At 68.3% G+C, this 17055-nt stretch carries 12 protein-coding genes; 6 read left to right on the forward strand and 6 right to left on the reverse strand.

Features of this window, described 5'->3' with window-relative positions:
- Nucleotides 1-80: 80 nt before the first annotated feature.
- Entirely contained in the window at nucleotides 81-1256 is a 1176-nt protein-coding gene (gene hpnI / locus H3O04_RS12345) for a bacteriohopanetetrol glucosamine biosynthesis glycosyltransferase HpnI (RefSeq protein ID WP_023475433.1), read from the reverse strand.
- A 637-nt stretch (nucleotides 1257-1893) separates the two neighbouring features.
- On the opposite strand from hpnI, the gene H3O04_RS12350 reads away from it, so the two are divergent.
- On the forward strand, nucleotides 1894-2892 hold the full coding sequence (locus H3O04_RS12350; protein ID WP_043886994.1) for an LLM class flavin-dependent oxidoreductase: 999 nt from the start codon (nucleotides 1894-1896) through the stop codon (nucleotides 2890-2892).
- 36 nt (nucleotides 2893-2928) lie between these two features.
- On the opposite strand, the gene H3O04_RS12355 is transcribed toward H3O04_RS12350, so the two are convergent.
- The gene (locus H3O04_RS12355; RefSeq protein WP_027813499.1) at nucleotides 2929-3990 is read right to left on the reverse strand and encodes an alpha/beta fold hydrolase; all 1062 of its coding nucleotides are present in this window, start codon (nucleotides 3988-3990) and stop codon (nucleotides 2929-2931) included.
- Nucleotides 3991-4174: 184 nt separating this feature from the next.
- On the opposite strand from H3O04_RS12355, the gene pdxY reads away from it, so the two are divergent.
- The 3 genes from pdxY to H3O04_RS12370 all read left to right on the forward strand — a co-directional run bounded on the left by pdxY (nucleotide 4175) and on the right by H3O04_RS12370 (nucleotide 9173).
- On the forward strand, nucleotides 4175-5035 hold the full coding sequence (pdxY, locus tag H3O04_RS12360) for a pyridoxal kinase PdxY (RefSeq protein ID WP_011544974.1): 861 nt from the start codon (nucleotides 4175-4177) through the stop codon (nucleotides 5033-5035).
- A gap of 474 nt (nucleotides 5036-5509) precedes the next feature.
- Nucleotides 5510-7654, forward strand: a complete 2145-nt coding sequence (locus H3O04_RS12365; protein WP_202587793.1) for a phosphocholine-specific phospholipase C — start codon at nucleotides 5510-5512, stop codon at nucleotides 7652-7654.
- 370 nt (nucleotides 7655-8024) lie between these two features.
- Entirely contained in the window at nucleotides 8025-9173 is a 1149-nt protein-coding gene (locus H3O04_RS12370) for a branched-chain amino acid ABC transporter substrate-binding protein (protein ID WP_202587794.1), read from the forward strand.
- A 138-nt stretch (nucleotides 9174-9311) separates the two neighbouring features.
- Here H3O04_RS12370 and H3O04_RS12375 read toward each other — a convergent pair whose 3' ends face one another.
- Nucleotides 9312-10061, reverse strand: a complete 750-nt coding sequence (locus H3O04_RS12375; protein WP_011544971.1) for a FadR/GntR family transcriptional regulator — start codon at nucleotides 10059-10061, stop codon at nucleotides 9312-9314.
- Between the two features lie 357 nt (nucleotides 10062-10418).
- Here H3O04_RS12375 and gudD point away from each other — a divergent pair, with 357 nt between their 5' ends.
- Nucleotides 10419-11771 (forward strand): glucarate dehydratase, encoded by a 1353-nt coding sequence (gene gudD / locus H3O04_RS12380; RefSeq protein ID WP_011544970.1) that lies wholly within the window; start codon nucleotides 10419-10421, stop codon nucleotides 11769-11771.
- A gap of 204 nt (nucleotides 11772-11975) precedes the next feature.
- On the opposite strand, the gene H3O04_RS12385 is transcribed toward gudD, so the two are convergent.
- The 3 genes from H3O04_RS12385 to H3O04_RS12395 all read right to left on the reverse strand — a co-directional run bounded on the left by H3O04_RS12385 (nucleotide 11976) and on the right by H3O04_RS12395 (nucleotide 14590).
- Nucleotides 11976-12440, reverse strand: a complete 465-nt coding sequence (locus tag H3O04_RS12385; RefSeq protein ID WP_202587795.1) for a DUF2214 family protein — start codon at nucleotides 12438-12440, stop codon at nucleotides 11976-11978.
- A 39-nt stretch (nucleotides 12441-12479) separates the two neighbouring features.
- Nucleotides 12480-13289: a hypothetical protein gene (locus H3O04_RS12390; protein WP_202587796.1), complete on the reverse strand. Its 810-nt coding sequence runs from the start codon at nucleotides 13287-13289 to the stop codon at nucleotides 12480-12482.
- Nucleotides 13290-13525: 236 nt separating this feature from the next.
- Nucleotides 13526-14590, reverse strand: a complete 1065-nt coding sequence (locus tag H3O04_RS12395) for a glycosyltransferase family 4 protein (RefSeq protein ID WP_006751849.1) — start codon at nucleotides 14588-14590, stop codon at nucleotides 13526-13528.
- A 565-nt stretch (nucleotides 14591-15155) separates the two neighbouring features.
- On the opposite strand from H3O04_RS12395, the gene H3O04_RS12400 reads away from it, so the two are divergent.
- Nucleotides 15156-16988 (forward strand): ABC transporter ATP-binding protein, encoded by a 1833-nt coding sequence (locus tag H3O04_RS12400; RefSeq protein ID WP_202587797.1) that lies wholly within the window; start codon nucleotides 15156-15158, stop codon nucleotides 16986-16988.
- Nucleotides 16989-17055: the final 67 nt, after the last annotated feature.

Below are 17055 nucleotides of genomic sequence, written 5' to 3' on the forward strand. Positions count from 1 at the left end.
CCCGCCTCTCTGTCATGTCGCGCCGCGCGGTTTCGCCGTGCGACGCGTCTCGGCCCGCGGGCCGGGTTCGATCGACGGCCCTAGCGGCCGTCCACTGCTTCCACGGCCGCCGTCGCGCGTTCGCCGCCGACGACCGTCATCCTGGCGCCGCGCCACACGACGTGCGTGCCGAACACGGCCGCGAGCCACTCGAGCGCGAGCAGCGTGTCGCGCACCGCGACGAGCGGCAGGTCGCGCCAGAACGCGCGCCAGCCGTCCTCGCCGCGCGCATGCAGCACGAGCCGGCCGAATGCGCCGACCGCGGCCGCCCCGCCCGCCAGCGTGCCGGCGAAGGTGCCGTCGAGGCGCAGTGCGAGCGCCGCGCCGATCGCGAGCCACGGCACGGTAAACGTAATGAACAGGAACGCGAAGCCGGCCGGGTTCAGCGAACGGATCGTGCGCAGCCAGCGCGTCTCGCGGTGCCACAGCGGCCCGAACGACGGTTCGATCACGTCGGTCGCGACCTCGACCTCCGACAGCACGGTGCGCCGCCCGAGGCGACGCGGCAGCTCGGCCAGCCAGAAATCGTCGGCCAGTTCGTCCTTCAGCGCGACGAGCCCGCCGATCCGGTCGAGCGTGTCGCGCGTGAGCGCGAGCGTCGCGCCGAAGCCGAAGCGGCTCGAGCGGCCGAGGTGCGTGATGCGCACCGACGGCGCGAACCACGCGTCGACGAACTGCGCGCCGATCCGCGTCCAGAAGCCGCCGACGCTGCGCGCATGATACAGGCACGTGACGACCCCCACCGACGGGTCCGCCAGCGGCGCCGTGACACGCTCCAGATAGTCGGGCTGCACCGCGATGTCGCTGTCCGCGATCACGATGCGGCCGTATTTCGCGCGCTCGGCGAGATTGATCAGGTTGCTGACCTTCAGGTTCTTGCCATGCACGCGCGCGTCGATCACGAGCGTGATGTCGCACTCCGGATGATCGGCGCGCAGCCGCTCGACGACGGCGATGGCCGGATCGGCCGACGATGCGACGCCGAGCAGCACCTCGTAGCGAGGATGGCGCTGCGCGCAGAAGGTCGCGAGGTTTTCATACAGGTGCGGCTCCGCGCCGCACAGCGGCTTCAGCACACTGACCGGCTCGAAGCCGTCGCGCACCGCGGTGCGCGGCGTGCGCGGCCGCGGCGCGAAGGCCGCGACGAGCGCGTAGCCGGCCGCGGCCAGCGTGAAGACGATCAGCAGCCAGTCGAGCAGCGTTGCGGCGGGCGTCATGCGCGAGGCCTCCCGGCGAACGGGGCGCCATGGCAAACGCTTGAGCGTGATTGAGCGTGATGCGGTATTCCGACGACGACGAACGCGGGCACGACCCGACTCCTTGTTCCAGCAGCGTCTGTAATGGGGGAGGCACGACCCGTCGTTCGGGTGCGGCCATGCCCGGCTTCGCGTGGCGTATCCCCGCGCAGCGCCCGGACGGCATGCGGGAAGACTCGAATGGCTCCATCGGCACAACATGGGCAGGCGCCGGATTTTAGCAGTCCGCAGCCCCCCGCGTGCGGCGCTTCGAGAAACGGACTAGTGCAATTCCGGCAAAGCTGAGCGGTCGACGGACCTGATCGGCCCGGCCACGTTCACGTTAGCGTAAGTACTTTGCAGGCGTATTGCAGTCTTTAAAATCAAACGTTTCGTGCAAATTTGTATGTCGATGCGGTTTCACTTCCAATCGCCGTAAAGTTTGGTAATTAATCAGCGATTAGCTTGATTTTTGCAACGATCGTCGCAAGCAACCCTGCACCCCTGTAAGGCGCATGGGTATCCGCGCGCCGCCAGCACGTTCCGGAACCCTTTGGCAAAATCCTTGGCATTTGTTGCGTCAGCGCATCACCACGCCACCCGTTTCGAAGGTCTTCCGATGACACCGTTTTCCGTACTCGATCTCGCCCCCATTCCGGCCGGCGCCGACGCCTCGCAGGCGTTCCGTAACACCGTCGATCTCGCGCAGCATGCGGAACGCTGGGGCTACCAGCGCTACTGGCTGGCCGAGCATCACAACATGCCGGGGATCGCGAGTGCGGCCACCGCCGTCGTGATCGGCCACGTCGCGGGTGCCACCCGGACGATCCGGGTCGGCTCGGGCGGCATCATGCTGCCGAACCATGCGCCGCTCGTGATCGCCGAACAGTTCGGCACGCTCGCGTCGCTGTATCCGGGGCGCATCGATCTCGGCCTCGGCCGCGCGCCCGGCACCGACCAGACCACGTCGCGCGCGCTGCGCCGCGACCTGATCGGCAGTGCCGATTCGTTTCCGGACGACGTCGCGGAGCTGCAGCGCTACTTCGCGGAGCCGGTACCGGGCCAGCGCGTGCGGGCGGTGCCCGGCGCGGGGCTCGACGTCCCGGTGTGGCTGCTCGGTTCGAGCCTGTTCAGCGCGCAGCTCGCGGCGATGCTCGGGCTGCCGTTCGCGTTCGCGTCGCATTTCGCGCCGGACTATCTGATGCGGGCGCTCGAGATCTATCGCGCGCAATACCGGCCGTCGGCCGCGTGGCCGAAACCGCATGCGATGGTGGGCGTCAACGTGTTCGCGGCCGAGACCGACGACGAGGCGCGGCGCCTGTTCACGTCGCTGCAGCAACAGTTCATCAACCTGCGGCGCGGCACGCCGGGCAAGCTGCCGCCGCCCGTCGACGTGCTCGAGGCGAACGAACTCGAGCTCGCGACCGTCGCCCATTCGCTGTCGTTCGCGGCGGTCGGCTCGCGCGACACGGTGCGCGACAAGCTGCGCGACCGCATCGCGCAGACGGGCGCCGACGAGCTGATCATCACCGCGCAGATCTACGATCACGCCGCGCGGCTGCGCTCGTTCGAACTGGCCGCGCAGATCCGCGACGAGCTCGCGAGCGAGGCACGCTGACGGCGCGACCGCGCGCGGCCTGCCGCCTGCCCCCCGTCACTGCGGGTGCACGGCCTCCAGCCCGTCGAGCAGCGCCTTGTGGAACGCGTCCGGGTCCTGGATCTGCGGCGCGTGTCCGAGCGCCGGAAATTCGACGAGCTGCGCGCCGGGAATCGCGGCCTGCGTGCGCTTCGCGAGCTCAGGATAGCGGCCGAGCTTCGCGTGCACGTCGGGCGGCGCGACGTCCTTGCCGATCGCGGTCGTATCCTTGTCGCCGATCATCAGCAGCGTCGGCACGCGAATCGCGCCGAATTCGTAGACCACCGGCTGCGTGAGGATCATGTCGTAGATCAGCGCGGAATTCCACGCGACCGCGTCGCGGCCGGCGCCGCGATACATCCCGGCGAGCATCTGCACCCACCGCTCGTACGACGGCGCCCACTTGCCCGCGTAGTAGGTCGACTGCTCGTAGCGGCGGATGCCGTCGGCGTTGGTCTTCAGTTCGCGCGCATACCAGTAGTCGACCGACAGCGGCGGCACGCCGAGCGCCTTCCAGTCCTCGAGGCCGATCGGGTTCACGAGCACGAGCTGGTCGGTCGCCTTCGGATACATCAGCGCATAGCGGATCGCGAGCATCCCGCCCGTCGAGTGGCCGATGATCGTCGCCGACTTCACGCCGACCGATTCGAGCAGCGCGTGCGTGTTGCGTGCGAGTTGCTGGAAGCTGTACTGGTAGCGCTCGGGCTTCGACGACTTGCAGAAGCCGATCTGGTCCGGCGCGATCACGCGATAGCCGGCGCGGCTCAGCACACCGATCGTGTCCTCCCAGGTCGCCGCGCAGAAGTTCTTGCCGTGCAGCAGCACGACGGTGCGGCCGTTCGGGTGCGCGGGCTGCACGTCGAGGTACGCCATCTCGAGGGTTTCGCGTTGCGACACGAACGCGTACTCATGCACGGGCGCCGGATACGCGAATCCTTCCAGGCGCGGGCCGTAAGCGGGCCCGTCGTTGGCGGCGGGCGTGGCGGCAACGGCCGCAACCGGCATCGCGCACGCGGCGGCGGCACTCGCGCCGAGCACGGCGGCACGTGCGACGGACAACATCTTGCAAATCGAAAGCATGGCGATCACGGTGATTGGGGACGCGCGCGGGCGGCCGGGCCGCAGCGGGGCTGTCTCGCGCCCCGCGATTCTACGCGGTCGCGTGACGACGGCGCGCAACACTCCGGGGCCGCGCGACTTCCGCGCGGTTGACGAACTCGGGTATCGTGTGACGTGACCCTGAAACGCGTGCAGGCGAATTCCCATGAAAAACGTCCTCAGCATTCAGTCGCACGTCATCTACGGCCATGCCGGCAACAGCGCGGCCGTGTTCCCGATGCAGCGTCTCGGCATCAACGTCTGGCCGCTCAACACCGTCCAGTTGTCGAATCACATGCAGTACGGCCACTGGGCCGGCAGCGCGATCGACGCCGCGAAGATGGAACAGCTCGTCGACGGCATCGCCGCCATCGGCGTGCTCAAACGGTGCGACGCGGTGCTGTCCGGCTTCCTCGGCTCGCCGCCGCAGGCACGCGCGGCGGTCGAGATCGTGCGCACGGTAAAGGCGATGAATCCGAACGCGTGGTACTTCTGCGATCCGGCGATGGGCCAGACGGGCGGCATCCGGCCCGAGCCCGGCGTCGAGGAATTCATCGTGGAGGAGGTGCCCGCGCTCGCGGACGGCATGTCGCCGAACCACACCGAACTGCAGAAGCTCGCCGGGCGGCGCATCGAGACCGTCGCCGAAGCCGTTGACGCATGCCGCGCGTTGATCCGCCGCGGCCCGCAGATCATCCTCGTCAAGCACCTGCATGACCGCAACAGTCCGGCCGACCGTTTCAACATGCTCGCCGTCACCGAGACCGAAGCGTGGATCGGCCAGCGGCCGCTGTATGCGTTTCCGCGCCACCCGGTCGGTGTCGGCGACCTGACCAGCGCGATCTTCGTCGCCTGCCGGCTGCGCGGCGACTCGGTGCGCGCCGCGTTCGAGCACACGCTCGCGGCCGTGCACGCGGTCGTGAAGGCCACCTACGACGCGCGACGCTACGAGCTCGAACTCGTCGCCGCGCAGGACGAGATCGCCCGCCCGAGCGAATGGTTCGGCGCGTGGGTGACCGACGCCTGACGCGCCGGCACTGTCCTGCGCTGCTGCGGCGCGCCGCCGTCCTGCCGTCCTGCCGTCCTGCCGTCCTGCCGTCCTGCCGTCCTGCCGTCCCGCTGTCCCGCTGTCCCGCTGTCCCGCTGTCCCGCTGTCCCGCTGTCCCGCTGTCCCGCTGTCCCGCTGTCCCGCTGTCCCGCTGTCCCGCTGTCCCGCTTTCCCGCTGTCCCGCTGTCCCGCTGTCCCGCTGTCCCGCTGTCCCGCTGTCCCGCTGTCCCGCTGTCCCGCTGTCCCGCTTTCCCGTTGCAGCCGACCTGCTGACGCCGCATCCCGATGCCGGTCCGCTGCCCGTGCAAACGTTTCCGGACTTCACATGAATGACACCGATTCCTCGCTATGCTCGCGGCGGCACGCACCGGCGCAGCCGCATCCTGCGACTCGGTGCGCGCCCTTCCCGCAGGTCCCGCCAATCGGCTCCCTCTTTACCCCACGATAACGACCATGACCCGATCGAACCGTCGTGACTTCCTGCGCATCGCCGCCGGCACTGCCGGCGCCGCCGCGCTGAACCTGTTTCCGCCCGTGATCCGGGATGCGCTCGCGATTCCCGCGAACCGCCGCACCGGCACGATCCGCGACATCGAACACATCGTGATCCTGATGCAGGAGAACCGCTCGTTCGACCACTACTTCGGCACGATGCGCGGTGTCCGCGGCTTCGGTGACCCGCGCCCGCTGCGCCTCGCGAACGGCAAGTCGGTGTTTCACCAGCCGGTCGGCCCGGCCGAACTGCTGCCGTTCCACCCGGGCGCCGACAAGCTCGGCCTGCAGTTCCTGCAGGACCTCCCGCACGGCTGGCAGGACATGCACGCCGCCTGGAACAAGGGCCGCTACGACCAGTGGGTGCCGAACAAGGGCACCACGACGATGGCGTACCTGAAGCGCGACGACATCCCGTTCCACTACCAGCTCGCCGACGCGTTCACGATCTGCGACGCGTACCACTGCGCGATCCCGAGCTCGACCGACCCGAACCGCTACTACATGTGGACGGGCTACGTCGGCAACGACGGCACGGGCGGCGGCCCGGTGCTCGGCAACGAGGAAAAGGGTTACGGCTGGACGACCTATCCGGAAGTGCTCGAGCAGGCCGGCGTGTCGTGGAAGATCTACCAGGACGTCGGCACGGGGCTCGACGCGAACGGCTCGTGGGGCTGGACGCAAAACCCGTACATCGGCAACTACGGCGACAACTCGCTGCTCTACTTCAACCAGTACCGCACCGCGCTGCCCGGCACGCCGCTGTACGACAAGGCGCGCACCGGCACCAACATCAGCGCCGGCGGCACGCTGTTCGACGTGCTGCAGCAGGACGTGAAGAACGGCACGCTGCCGCAGGTGTCGTGGATCTGCGCGCCCGAAGCGTATTCCGAGCACCCGAACTGGCCGGCGAACTACGGCGCGTGGTACATCGAGCAGGTGCTGAAGGCGCTCGTGTCGAACCCCGACGTGTGGAGCAAGACCGCACTGTTCATCACGTACGACGAAAACGACGGCTTCTTCGACCACGTGCCGCCGCCGTTCGCGCCGCAGTCGCGCGAGAACGGGCTGTCGACGGTCGCGACGACCAACGAGGTGTTCGCCGGCGACGCGTCGCACATGGCCGGCCCGTACGGGCTCGGGCCGCGCGTGCCGATGCTGGTCGTGTCGCCGTGGACCAAGGGCGGCTGGGTCTGCTCGCAGACCTTCGATCACACGTCGCTGCTGCAATTCATCGAGGCGCGCTTCGGCGCGCAGTATCCGGTCACGGCCGCCAACGTGTCGCCGTGGCGCCGCGCGGTGTGCGGCGACCTGACGTCGGCGTTCGAGTTCGCGACCGCGGACGCCGCATGGCCGACGCTGCCCGACACCAGCGGCTACGCGCCGCCCGACCGCGTGCGCCATCCCGACTACATCCCGGTGCCGCCGCTGCTGCAGAAGCTGCCGAAACAGGAAGCCGGGCTGCGTCCGGCGCGCGCGCTGCCGTACGAGCTGTTCGTGCACGGCCGCGTCGAAGCCGCCAACGGCCAGTTCCGGCTGACCTTCGCGAACACGGGCCGGGCGGGCGCCGCATTCCAGGTCCAGTCGCGCAACCGCGTCGACGGCCCGTGGACGTACACGGTCGAAGCCGGCAAACGTATCGCCGATACGTGGAGCGCCGCCGCGTCGCTCGGCCTGTACGACCTCGACGTCTACGGCCCGAACGGCTTCTACTGCCATTTCCGCGGCCCGTTTGCGACCGGCGTCGGCAGCGCGAACGTGAACCCCGAGGTGATCTACGGCTACGACGTCGCGAACGGCAACATCACGCTGCGCCTGATGAACCGCGGCCACAAGGCCGTGCGGCTCAAGGTCACGAACGCGTACGGCCACGGTCACGCGCGTACGTTCGACCTCGCGCCGGGCGCGCACGTCGACGATTACTGGGACCTGCGCGGCAGCCACGGCTGGTATGACCTCACCGTCAGCGACGGCCGCCTGCTCGGCTTCCTGCGCCGCTTCGCGGGCCACGTCGAAACGGGCCGCCCCAGCACCAGCGACCCGCTGATCCGCACGACCGCGTCGCACGACGACGCCGAAGCCGCGGCGGACGCCCTGTCCGACTGACGTCGACCCACGCGCGGCGCGGCCCTTCTGACGGGCCGCGCCGCGTTTTTGCCCGCACCGTCCCCTTCTCTGCACCCGTTGCGTTCGCGACGGGAAACTCCCGATACCGGCTGCCCGCGCACGCGCGGAAGCTATGCGCAAATCCGCATCGAATGCGCGACAAATTTCCAAGACCCGCGCATATCGGCGACCTATATATCGAAGCAATCGGGGCTCTTCGCGGAGCCTGACGGGAGATGTTTCCGAGGATCACGATGCCGACCTCCCCGCCCGATTCCGAGAAGCGGTCGAACCGCCCGCCCGTCGCACGCGCCCGGCCCGCCCAGGCGCGCGCGGTACCCACTCGCCGGTGTCGAACAAGAGGAACAACATGAAATTCCGTCATTCCCTGCTGTCGGTGTCGATTGCATCCGCGCTTGCCCTTCTCTCGCAACAGGCTGCCCAGGCCGCCGATACAACCGACGTGAAGGTCGGCTTCGCCGCGCCGCTCACGGGCGTGAACGCCGGCTACGGCAAGGATCTGCAAAACGGCGTGCAGCTCGCGCTCGACGATGCGGCCGCGCAGAAGGTGCAGATCGCCGGCAAGCCCGCCCGCTTCAATCTCGTCGTGCAGGACGACCAGGCCGACCCGCGCATCGGCGTGCAGGCCGCGCAGGCGCTGGTCGACCAGAACGTGTCGGTCGTGGTCGGCCACTTCAACTCGGGGACGACGATTCCGGCGTCGGTGGTCTACGACAAGGCCGGCATTCCGGTGATCGACCCGGCCGCGACCAACCCGACGCTCACGTCGCGCGGGCTCGCGAACATGTTCATGGTGATCGCGACCGATGGCCAGAATGCCGGCAACGCGGGCAAGTACGCGGTCGAGGTGACGAAGGCGAAGCGCATCGCGATCATCGACGACCGCACCGCGTTCGGCCAGGGCGAGGCCGACGAATTCGAGAAGGCCGTGAAGGCCGCCGGCGGCAACCTCATCGGTCGCGAGTTCACCAGCAACCAGGCGGTCGATTTCCGTGCGCAGATCACGAGCCTGAAGGCCAAGAATCCCGACCTGATCTTCTTTGGCGGCCTCGATTCGCTCGCCGCCAACTTCATCAAGCAAATGCGTCAGCTCGGGCTGAACGCGCAATTCGTCGGCGGCGGCGGCGTGAAGGACAACGAGTTCATCAAGATCGCGGGGCCGGCTGCCGAAGGCGCGATGGCGTGGGAATACGGTCAGCCGCTCGACGAGCTGCCGCAGGGGAAGGATTTCGAGGCGCGCTTCAAGAAGCGCTTCGGCGTCGACGTGCTGTCGTATGCGCAGTTCGGCTATGACGCGGCGTGGGCGGCGATCAAGGCGATGCAGGCGGCCGGTTCGACCGACCCGAAGGCCTATCGTCCGGCGCTGAAGAAAATCGACTTCCCAGGCGTGACCGGCCGCATCTCGTTCGCGAGCGACGGCTCGCTGAAGAGCGGGATGTCGACGCTGTACCAGGTGAAGAACGGCGCGTGGAAGACGATCGTGACGAAGGGAGGCTGATCGGCGAGGCACGCGGACGGCCGGCGGCGGGAGCGCCGCCTGGCCTGGAGATCGCGGCGGCCATACCGGCCTCGTACGACGACTGATGTTAAGGCGATCCAGGTAGGCCCGCCGTGTCGCGAGCTCTGTCACGCAACGTCAGCCCGCCTCGGCCTCGGCTGCCTCGTGCGCGCGGCGCAGGCGCTCGCGGCTGTTGGTGAGGTGCGTGCGCATCGCGGCGCGCGCCGCTTCCGGATCGTGGCGCGCGATCGCCTCGTAGATGTCCTCGTGCTCGTGGTTCAGCCGGCCGACGTAACGCTCGAGGTCGTCGCCGGCAAAGCGCGCCGAATTCACCCGCGTACGCGGAATGATCGACGTGCCCAGCTGCGTCATGATGTCGACGAAATAGCGGTTGCCGGTGGACTGCGCGATCTGCAGGTGGAACTGGAAGTCGAGCTGCGCGGTGTCACGCCCGCCGCCCGCGCCCGTCGCGATCGCGTCGAGCGCGCGCCGCAGCGCGGCGAGGTCGGCATCGTTCGCGCGCTGCGCGGCCAGGCTCGCGCACTCGCTTTCGAGGCTGATACGCAGCTCCAGCACCGCGAGCACGTCGCGCAGCGTCGTGATCGTCGCGGGATCGATGCCGAGCGTCTGACGGCGCGACGGCTCCAGCACGAAGCTGCCGATGCCGTGGCGCGTCTCGACGAGGCCGCTCGCCTGCATCCGCGAGATCGCCTCGCGCACGACCGTGCGGCTCACGCCCTGCGCCGCCATGACTTCGGTTTCGGTCGGCAGCTTGTCGCCGGGCCGCAGCGTGCCGTTTTCGATCTGCGCGGTCAGCGCGTCGACGACATCTTGTGCGAGGCTGCGTGCGCGACGGCGCGGCGCTGCGGGAAGCGTAGGCACGGACATGTGGCCGGTTCCTTTTTGAATGATCGTAATGTGAGCCGAGGGTTTACGCGGGGTTTGAGCGAAAGCCGATGATTCATTATACTGCGTCACAAGTCATCCGACGACTGATGATCGGCGCACGGATCTCCTGTCGACTCAGGTCGGCTGTTCAGCACCGCCCGGTCCCGTGCGTGACGATCGACCCGCGTTCGCGTTCTGCGCTCCGCCGGCCCGGTTGTCGCTTCCACCCCATTCGGGTTGAGTCGACATGCGGGGCTTGCGCGCCGCGCACGTCGGTTGTCGAATGATCGCACCTCCCGCCGCGCGCGGCAAAGCTTTTGCCGCACGGCATCGCCCACTCTTTCGCCATCGCCGCCCATGAACGCCGTCACTGCCTCGCCCTCCCACGACACGCCGCGCATCGTCGACCTGCAAGCGATTCCGGTCGCCGGCCACGACAGCATGCTGCTCAACCTGAGCGGCGCGCACGGCCCGTTCTTCACCCGCAACCTCGTGATCCTGAAGGACAGCGCGGGCCGCACGGGCGTCGGCGAAGTACCGGGCGGCGAAAGCATCCGCCGCACGCTCGACGACGCGCGCGCGCTCGTCGTCGGCCAGCCGGTCGGCAACTACCATGCGGTGCTCAATGACGTGCGGCGCACCTTCGCCGACCGCGACGCGAGCGGCCGCGGGCTGCAGACCTTCGACCTGCGCACGACGATCCACGCGGTCACCGCGCTCGAAGCCGCGCTGCTCGACCTGCTCGGCCAGCATCTCGGCGTGCCGGTCGCCGCGCTGCTCGGCGAAGGCCAGCAGCGCGAACGGGTCGAGATGCTCGGCTACCTGTTCTACATCGGCGACCGCACGAAGACCGCGCTCCCCTATCGCGACGGCCGCGGCGCGACCGACGACTGGACGCGCGTACGCGACGAAGCCGCACTGACGCCCGAAGCCGTCGTGCGGCTCGCCGAAGCCGCGCATGCGCGCTACGGCTTCAACGACTTCAAGCTGAAGGGCGGCGTATTCGAAGGGGCCAGCGAGATCGAAGCCGTGACGGCGCTCGCCGAGCGTTTCCCCGACGCGCGCGTGACGCTCGATCCGAACGGCGCATGGTCGCTCGACGAAGCCGTGCGGCTGTGCCGCGATCAGCATCACGTGCTCGCGTATGCGGAAGATCCGTGCGGTGCGGAGAACGGTTACTCGGGCCGCGAGGTGATGGCCGAATTCCGCCGCGCGACGGGGCTGCCGACGGCGACCAACATGATCGCGACCGACTGGCGGCAGATGGGCCATGCGGTGCAGTTGCACGCCGTCGACATCCCGCTCGCCGATCCGCACTTCTGGACCATGCAGGGGTCGGTGCGGGTCGCGCAGATGTGCCGCGACTGGGGCCTCACGTGGGGTTCGCATTCGAACAACCACTTCGACGTGTCGCTCGCGATGTTCACGCACGTCGCGGCCGCGGCGCCGGGCCAGGTCACCGCGATCGATACGCACTGGATCTGGCAGGACGGCGAACGGCTGACGCGGGAGCCGCTGAAGATCGAGAACGGGCTGGTGGAAGTGCCGAAGCGGCCGGGGCTCGGCATCGACATCGACATGGATGCGGTCGCGCTCGCGCACGAGTTGTACAAGCAGCACGGCCTCGGCGCCCGCGACGACGCGGCGGCGATGCAGTACCTGATCCCGGGCTGGACGTTCAACAACAAGCGCCCGTGCCTCGTACGCTGAGCGTGGGACGGACCGGGCGGCAAGGTCGCCCGGTCGGAATGGAATGAGGCGATTCGCCCGTGTATCGGCGATCGCCGGCCGGGAAAGACCGGCGAAGCAAAAGCGGGATTCGCGAATGCGCGGCCGGCCGGTCGCCCCGCGACGATCCTGACCGGGCGCCCCCTAACCGGGCCTCCCTAACCGGGCCTCCCTAACCGACCGCACCTACCCGGCCAGCCCGATCCCCCGCGCCATCCCCGACGCGGCGAACACGATGACGATCACCAGCACCGCCTGCCAGTGGCCGATCCGCACATAGGTGCGCGCCCGGCCGAGCTCGGGCAGTTGCTGCCGCCGCGCGGCGATACGCCAGCGGATCAGCCCCAGCATCGGCACGACTTCGAGCAGCAGGAGCAGCACGAGCGCGGTCATCTTCAGGTGAAAAAGCGGTTCGTGCAGGTAGTACGCGGCCCCTTTCTCGAAACCGCCGAACGCCCGCGCAAGGCCCGTCGCGATCAGCACGAGCGCCGACAGCCCCCAGACCGCATCCGCCTTGAACACGCCGGGCAAATCGGCTGGATGCGCCGACGCGATGAGCCGGCGCAACGCACGGTTACGCGCCGCGATCGCGGCGAATGCGACGCCGAACGCACTCAGGTGAATGGCAGCCAGCAACCAGCGGACGATCATCGCGCCTCCTTGTCGGCCGCGCCCGGTGCGCGAGCCGTGTCAGACGATCTGCTTGAGCGCCGCGTCGAGCGCGAGCACCGCGACGCGGTCGCCTTCGGTCGTGAGCGGCGCGCGCATCACGATCTGCCGGTTGTGGCCGACCGCCGCCGGCGAATCCCACAGCAGCTCCACCTTCGGTCGATTGAACAGGCTGCCGCGGCGCGGCGGCACGACCGCCGGCTGCACCCCCTGCTCGCCCGCGGCGGGCGCGGCGGGTGCGACCCGGCCGGGCCAGCGCACCGACAGTTCGCGCGCATCGTACTGGCCGACCTTGCGGCTTTCCATCCACACGATCGCGGTGCGCGTCAGCACGTCGAGCGAAATCGCATACCGGCCCACCGCGAAGCGGCGCGCGGCCACGTTGGTCCGCCACAGCGGCCGTGGACGGCAAATCCAGACGATCGCCGCATAGAGCGCCGGCGCGGCGACGAGCCAGCCGTTGGTCGCCGTCACCGCGTGCAGGGCGCGGCGCCAGCCGGCCGCCCACGTGAACGCGCCGATCGACCACACGGCGAACAGGAAGCCGATCAGCGCGAACGCGCGCAGCGCCTGGCGCAGCCACTGCGGCAGCGGATGGAACGGCCGCTCGGCCCGGGCGGCGGCGCCCGGCAGCGCGAGCAGCAGGAAGATCAGGATGAGGTAGAGGAATGCCCACGGCGACGACACCATCGCCGACAGCGACGAGCGATAGCCCATCTGGGACATCGAGAACAGCCAGCGCGCGAGCAGCACGAGACCGATCGCGCGCAACGCGAAGATCACACCGGCGCCGGGGGCCGGCGCTGCGCGCGTGGTTTTCGTTCTCGCCAAGACTGCTCTCCTCTGGATATTCATACTGGGCCGGATTTCACGGCACGGCCATTATAGGGACATTACCGTCTGGACAGATGGCCGGATGGCGTGCCGGGCCGCTTCGAGGGCCGTTCGCGGCACCGGGCGCGGCGAGAATACAACACATCCGCGCCGCAGATGTGACAACGCCCCGCCGGAGAACCCGGACGGGGCGTCGTGACGGCCGCGCGCCGCCATGCGGCGGCGGCCCGCAATCAGTTTGCGTTGACTTCGCGGAGCACCGTGCGACGCTTCTGGCGCAGCAGTTCCTCGTAGCCCTTCACGTAGTTCTGCGCCATCACCTTCGACGAGAAACGGGCTTCGAACGCAGCGCGAACCTTCTCGCGCGGCAGCGTATCGAGGCGCTTGAGCGCGGCGACGGCCGACAGTTCGTCTTCGACGACGAAGCCCGACACGCCGTTGTCGATCACTTCCGGCACCGAGCCGCGCTTGAACGCGATCACCGGCGTGCCGCAGGCCATCGCCTCGATCATCACCAGGCCGAAGGGCTCCGGCCAGTCGATCGGGAACAGCAGCGCATGCGCGTTGCCGAGGAATTCGGTCTTCTCCGACTCGCTGATTTCACCGATGTACTCGACGTGCGGCAGCGCGAACAGCGGCTTGATCTTCTCTTCGTAGTACGCGCGGTCGGCCTTGTCGAGCTTCGCGGCGATCTTGATCGGCAGGCCGGCCTGCTCGGCAATGCGGATCGCCGTGTCGACGCGCTTTTCCGGCGAGATGCGGCCGAGGAACGCGAGGTAGCTCGGCTTCACGTTCGGGATCGGCGTCAACAGGTTTTCCGGCAGGCCGTGATAGACGGTCGACAGCCAGTTCGCCTGCGGCAGCGGGATGCGCTGGTTGTCGGAGATCGACACGACCGGCACGTCGCTGAACGCATTGAAGATCGGCTGCAGTTCCGGCAGGTCGAGACGGCCGTGCATCGTCGTCAGATGCGGGACCGGCTGACGCGAGAACAGCGAGAACGGGTAGTAGTCGATGTGGCAGTGCAGGACGTCGAACTCTTCCGCGCGGCGGCGCACCTGCTCAAGCAGCAGCATGTGCGGGGCCATCACGTCGCGGATCGTCGGGTCGAGGCGCAGCGCCTGCGGCCAGCACGCTTCGAGCTTCGCGGAGGTCTGCGAATCGCCGCTCGCGAAGAGCGTGACGTCATGCCCCATCTCGACGAGTGCTTCGGTGAGGTAGGACACCACTCGCTCGGTACCACCGTACAGTTTCGGGGGCACCGCTTCATGCAACGGAGCGATTTGGGCGATTCGCATGCGTAACTCCTAAAAAATCGGCAAAAAACCAGGTATGGGTCGGCAACCTGCCGGTGGTCCGGGCTGGATACATGTCGTCCGAACCTCGGACGAATCAGCCTGCCGGGGGCGTCGAACCCGCGCTGCACAAGGAGCGTCGGCGACGCGACAGGCATAGAACGTTTGAAACGAAGACCCGTTGACAGGGGTTCGTAAAAAACCTGGAATCGAACCCGGAGCCGATTATCTAGGGTTAATCCCGATACGGCGCACGACATTTCAAACACTTTACTTTGTTACAAAGGAGCAACACTTTGCAACCCGCGGACTCGGGTGTCCGTTCTAGAGTGGAAGGCCGTTTTGGCGATCCTTGTTAACCCGTAGCTGCCGGCAGCGTGATTCCGGCACACGAGGCACGACGGGATGCCGGATTTTATCTCAAAATCGATCGCGAGCCTCTGGCCAAGGCAAGATTCGCGCAGCGCGACGCGCGGCCTTGTTTACAATGCCGGATTATTCAGTCCGAGCGAACGTCGGCCTGCGATCCAGCCGCCACGCTCAATCACCGAATCACCGCACGCATATTTTGGAATCTCTCACCCCTGCCCAGCGCAACGCCCACAACGCGAAGCTGTCGAGCTACGCGCACCGGCCGATCGCGTTCCTGTTCCGCTACATCCGCCTCCACCCGGTCGCGCACCTGGTCGTGCTCTGCAGCGTGCTGGCCGCCGTCGGCTGCGCGCTCGGCTCGCAATATGCGATCAAGCACCTGATCGACGTGCTGGCGACCGGACGCCATCACCCCGGCCCGCTGTGGAGCGCGTTCGCGCTGCTCGTCGGGCTGATCGCGGCCGACAACCTGCTGTGGCGCGTCGGCGGGTGGGTCGCCGCGCACACGTTCGTCGCGGTCACCGGCGACCTGCGGCGCGACCTGTTCCAGTATCTGATCGGCCATTCGCCGACGTATTACTCGGAGAAGCAGCCGGGCACGCTCGCCAGCCGCATCACGGCCACGTCGAACGCGGTCTACACGTCGGAGAACACGATGGCGTGGAACGTGCTGCCGCCGTGCATCGCGGTGATGGGCGCGATCCTGATGATCATCGTCGTCAATCCGCTGATGGCGGCCGGCCTGCTCGGCTGTTCGGCGGTGCTGTCCGTCATCCTGTTCAAGCTCGCCGGCCGAGGCTCGGCGCGTCACCACGCATTCGCGGCGAAGGCCGCGGCGGTCGACGGCGAGCTCGTCGACGTGATCGGCAACATGGGCCTCGTACGCGCGTTCGGGATGACGCTGCGCGAACAGAAGCGCTTCAGCGCGACGGTGAAGGCCGAGATGGACGCGCGCCAGCAGAGCCTGCTCTATCTCGAGAAACTGCGGCTGCTGCATGCGGTGATCACCGCGATGCTGTCCGCCGGCCTGCTCGGCTGGGCGCTGTGGCTGTGGGACCAGGGCCGCGCGACGTCGGGCGACATCGTGCTCGTCAGCTCGCTCGGCTTCACGATCCTGCACGGCACGCGCGATCTCGCGGTCGCGCTCGTCGACGTCACGCAGCACGTCGCGCGCCTGTCCGAGGCGGTGAAGACGCTGCTCGAACCGCACGGGATGCCCGACCGCTCGGACGCGCAGCCGCTGTCGGCCAAGGGCGGCCGCGTCGACTTCGAGCGCGTGACGTTCGCGTACCCGCACCGCCGCGCCATCCTCGACCACTTCGACCTTCATATCGAGCCGGGCCAGCGCGTCGGCCTGATCGGCAAGTCGGGCGCCGGCAAGTCGACCGTGCTCGCGCTGCTGCAGCGCTTCTACGATACGCAGGACGGCGTCGTGAAGGTCGACGGCCAGGACGTGAAGGGCCTCACGCAGGACAGCCTGCGCTACGCGATCGCGCTGGTGCCGCAGGACATCTCGCTGCTGCACCGGACGATCTACGACAACATCGCGTACGGCCGCCCCGACGCGACCCGCGACGAAGTGCTCGCCGCCGCGCGCGACGCGCGCTGCGCGGAGTTCATCGAGGCGATGCCGGAAGGCTATGACACGATCGTCGGCGACCGCGGCGTCAAGCTGTCGGGCGGCCAGCGCCAGCGCATCGCGATCGCGCGCGCGATCCTGAAGGATGCGCCGATCCTGCTGCTCGACGAAGCGACGTCGGCGCTCGACAGCGCGTCCGAGGAAGCGATCCAAAGCGCGCTCGACCGCCTGATGGTCGGCCGTACGGTGATCGCGATCGCGCACCGCCTGTCGACGCTGCGCAACTTCGACCGCATTATCGTGATGAACAACGGCAAGGTGATCGACGACGGCCCGCCCGACGTGCTGCGCAACCGCCCCGGCCTGTACCGCGACCTGCTCGCGAAACAGCACGGCCGCCATCATGCGGCGCCCGACGGCAACACGCCGACCGGCGAACGCGTGGCCTGACGCACCGGTATCCGCCGACAAAAAAGCCGCCGTGTTTGCGCACGGCGGCTTTTTCAATTGCAGCGCA

Origin of the sequence: Burkholderia sp. KCJ3K979 (genome assembly GCF_016759955.1) — a bacterium.
GTDB classification, from domain to species: Bacteria; Pseudomonadota; Gammaproteobacteria; order Burkholderiales; family Burkholderiaceae; genus Burkholderia; species Burkholderia orbicola.

Excerpts from the sequence above, each read along its gene's own strand:
- pdxY (WP_011544974.1), top strand. The coding sequence starts at position 4,175 with ATGAAAAACGTCCTCAGCATTCAGTCGCACGTCATCTACGGCCATGCC.
- H3O04_RS12370 (WP_202587794.1), top strand. The coding sequence starts at position 8,025 with ATGAAATTCCGTCATTCCCTGCTGTCGGTGTCGATTGCATCCGCGCTT.
- hpnI (WP_023475433.1), bottom strand. The coding sequence starts at position 1,256 with ATGACGCCCGCCGCAACGCTGCTCGACTGGCTGCTGATCGTCTTCACG.
- H3O04_RS12395 (WP_006751849.1), bottom strand. The coding sequence starts at position 14,590 with ATGCGAATCGCCCAAATCGCTCCGTTGCATGAAGCGGTGCCCCCGAAA.
- H3O04_RS12385 (WP_202587795.1), bottom strand. The coding sequence starts at position 12,440 with ATGATCGTCCGCTGGTTGCTGGCTGCCATTCACCTGAGTGCGTTCGGC.
- H3O04_RS12355 (WP_027813499.1), bottom strand. The coding sequence starts at position 3,990 with ATGCTTTCGATTTGCAAGATGTTGTCCGTCGCACGTGCCGCCGTGCTC.
- gudD (WP_011544970.1), top strand. The coding sequence starts at position 10,419 with ATGAACGCCGTCACTGCCTCGCCCTCCCACGACACGCCGCGCATCGTC.
- H3O04_RS12375 (WP_011544971.1), bottom strand. The coding sequence starts at position 10,061 with ATGTCCGTGCCTACGCTTCCCGCAGCGCCGCGCCGTCGCGCACGCAGC.
- H3O04_RS12350 (WP_043886994.1), top strand. The coding sequence starts at position 1,894 with ATGACACCGTTTTCCGTACTCGATCTCGCCCCCATTCCGGCCGGCGCC.
- H3O04_RS12365 (WP_202587793.1), top strand. The coding sequence starts at position 5,510 with ATGACCCGATCGAACCGTCGTGACTTCCTGCGCATCGCCGCCGGCACT.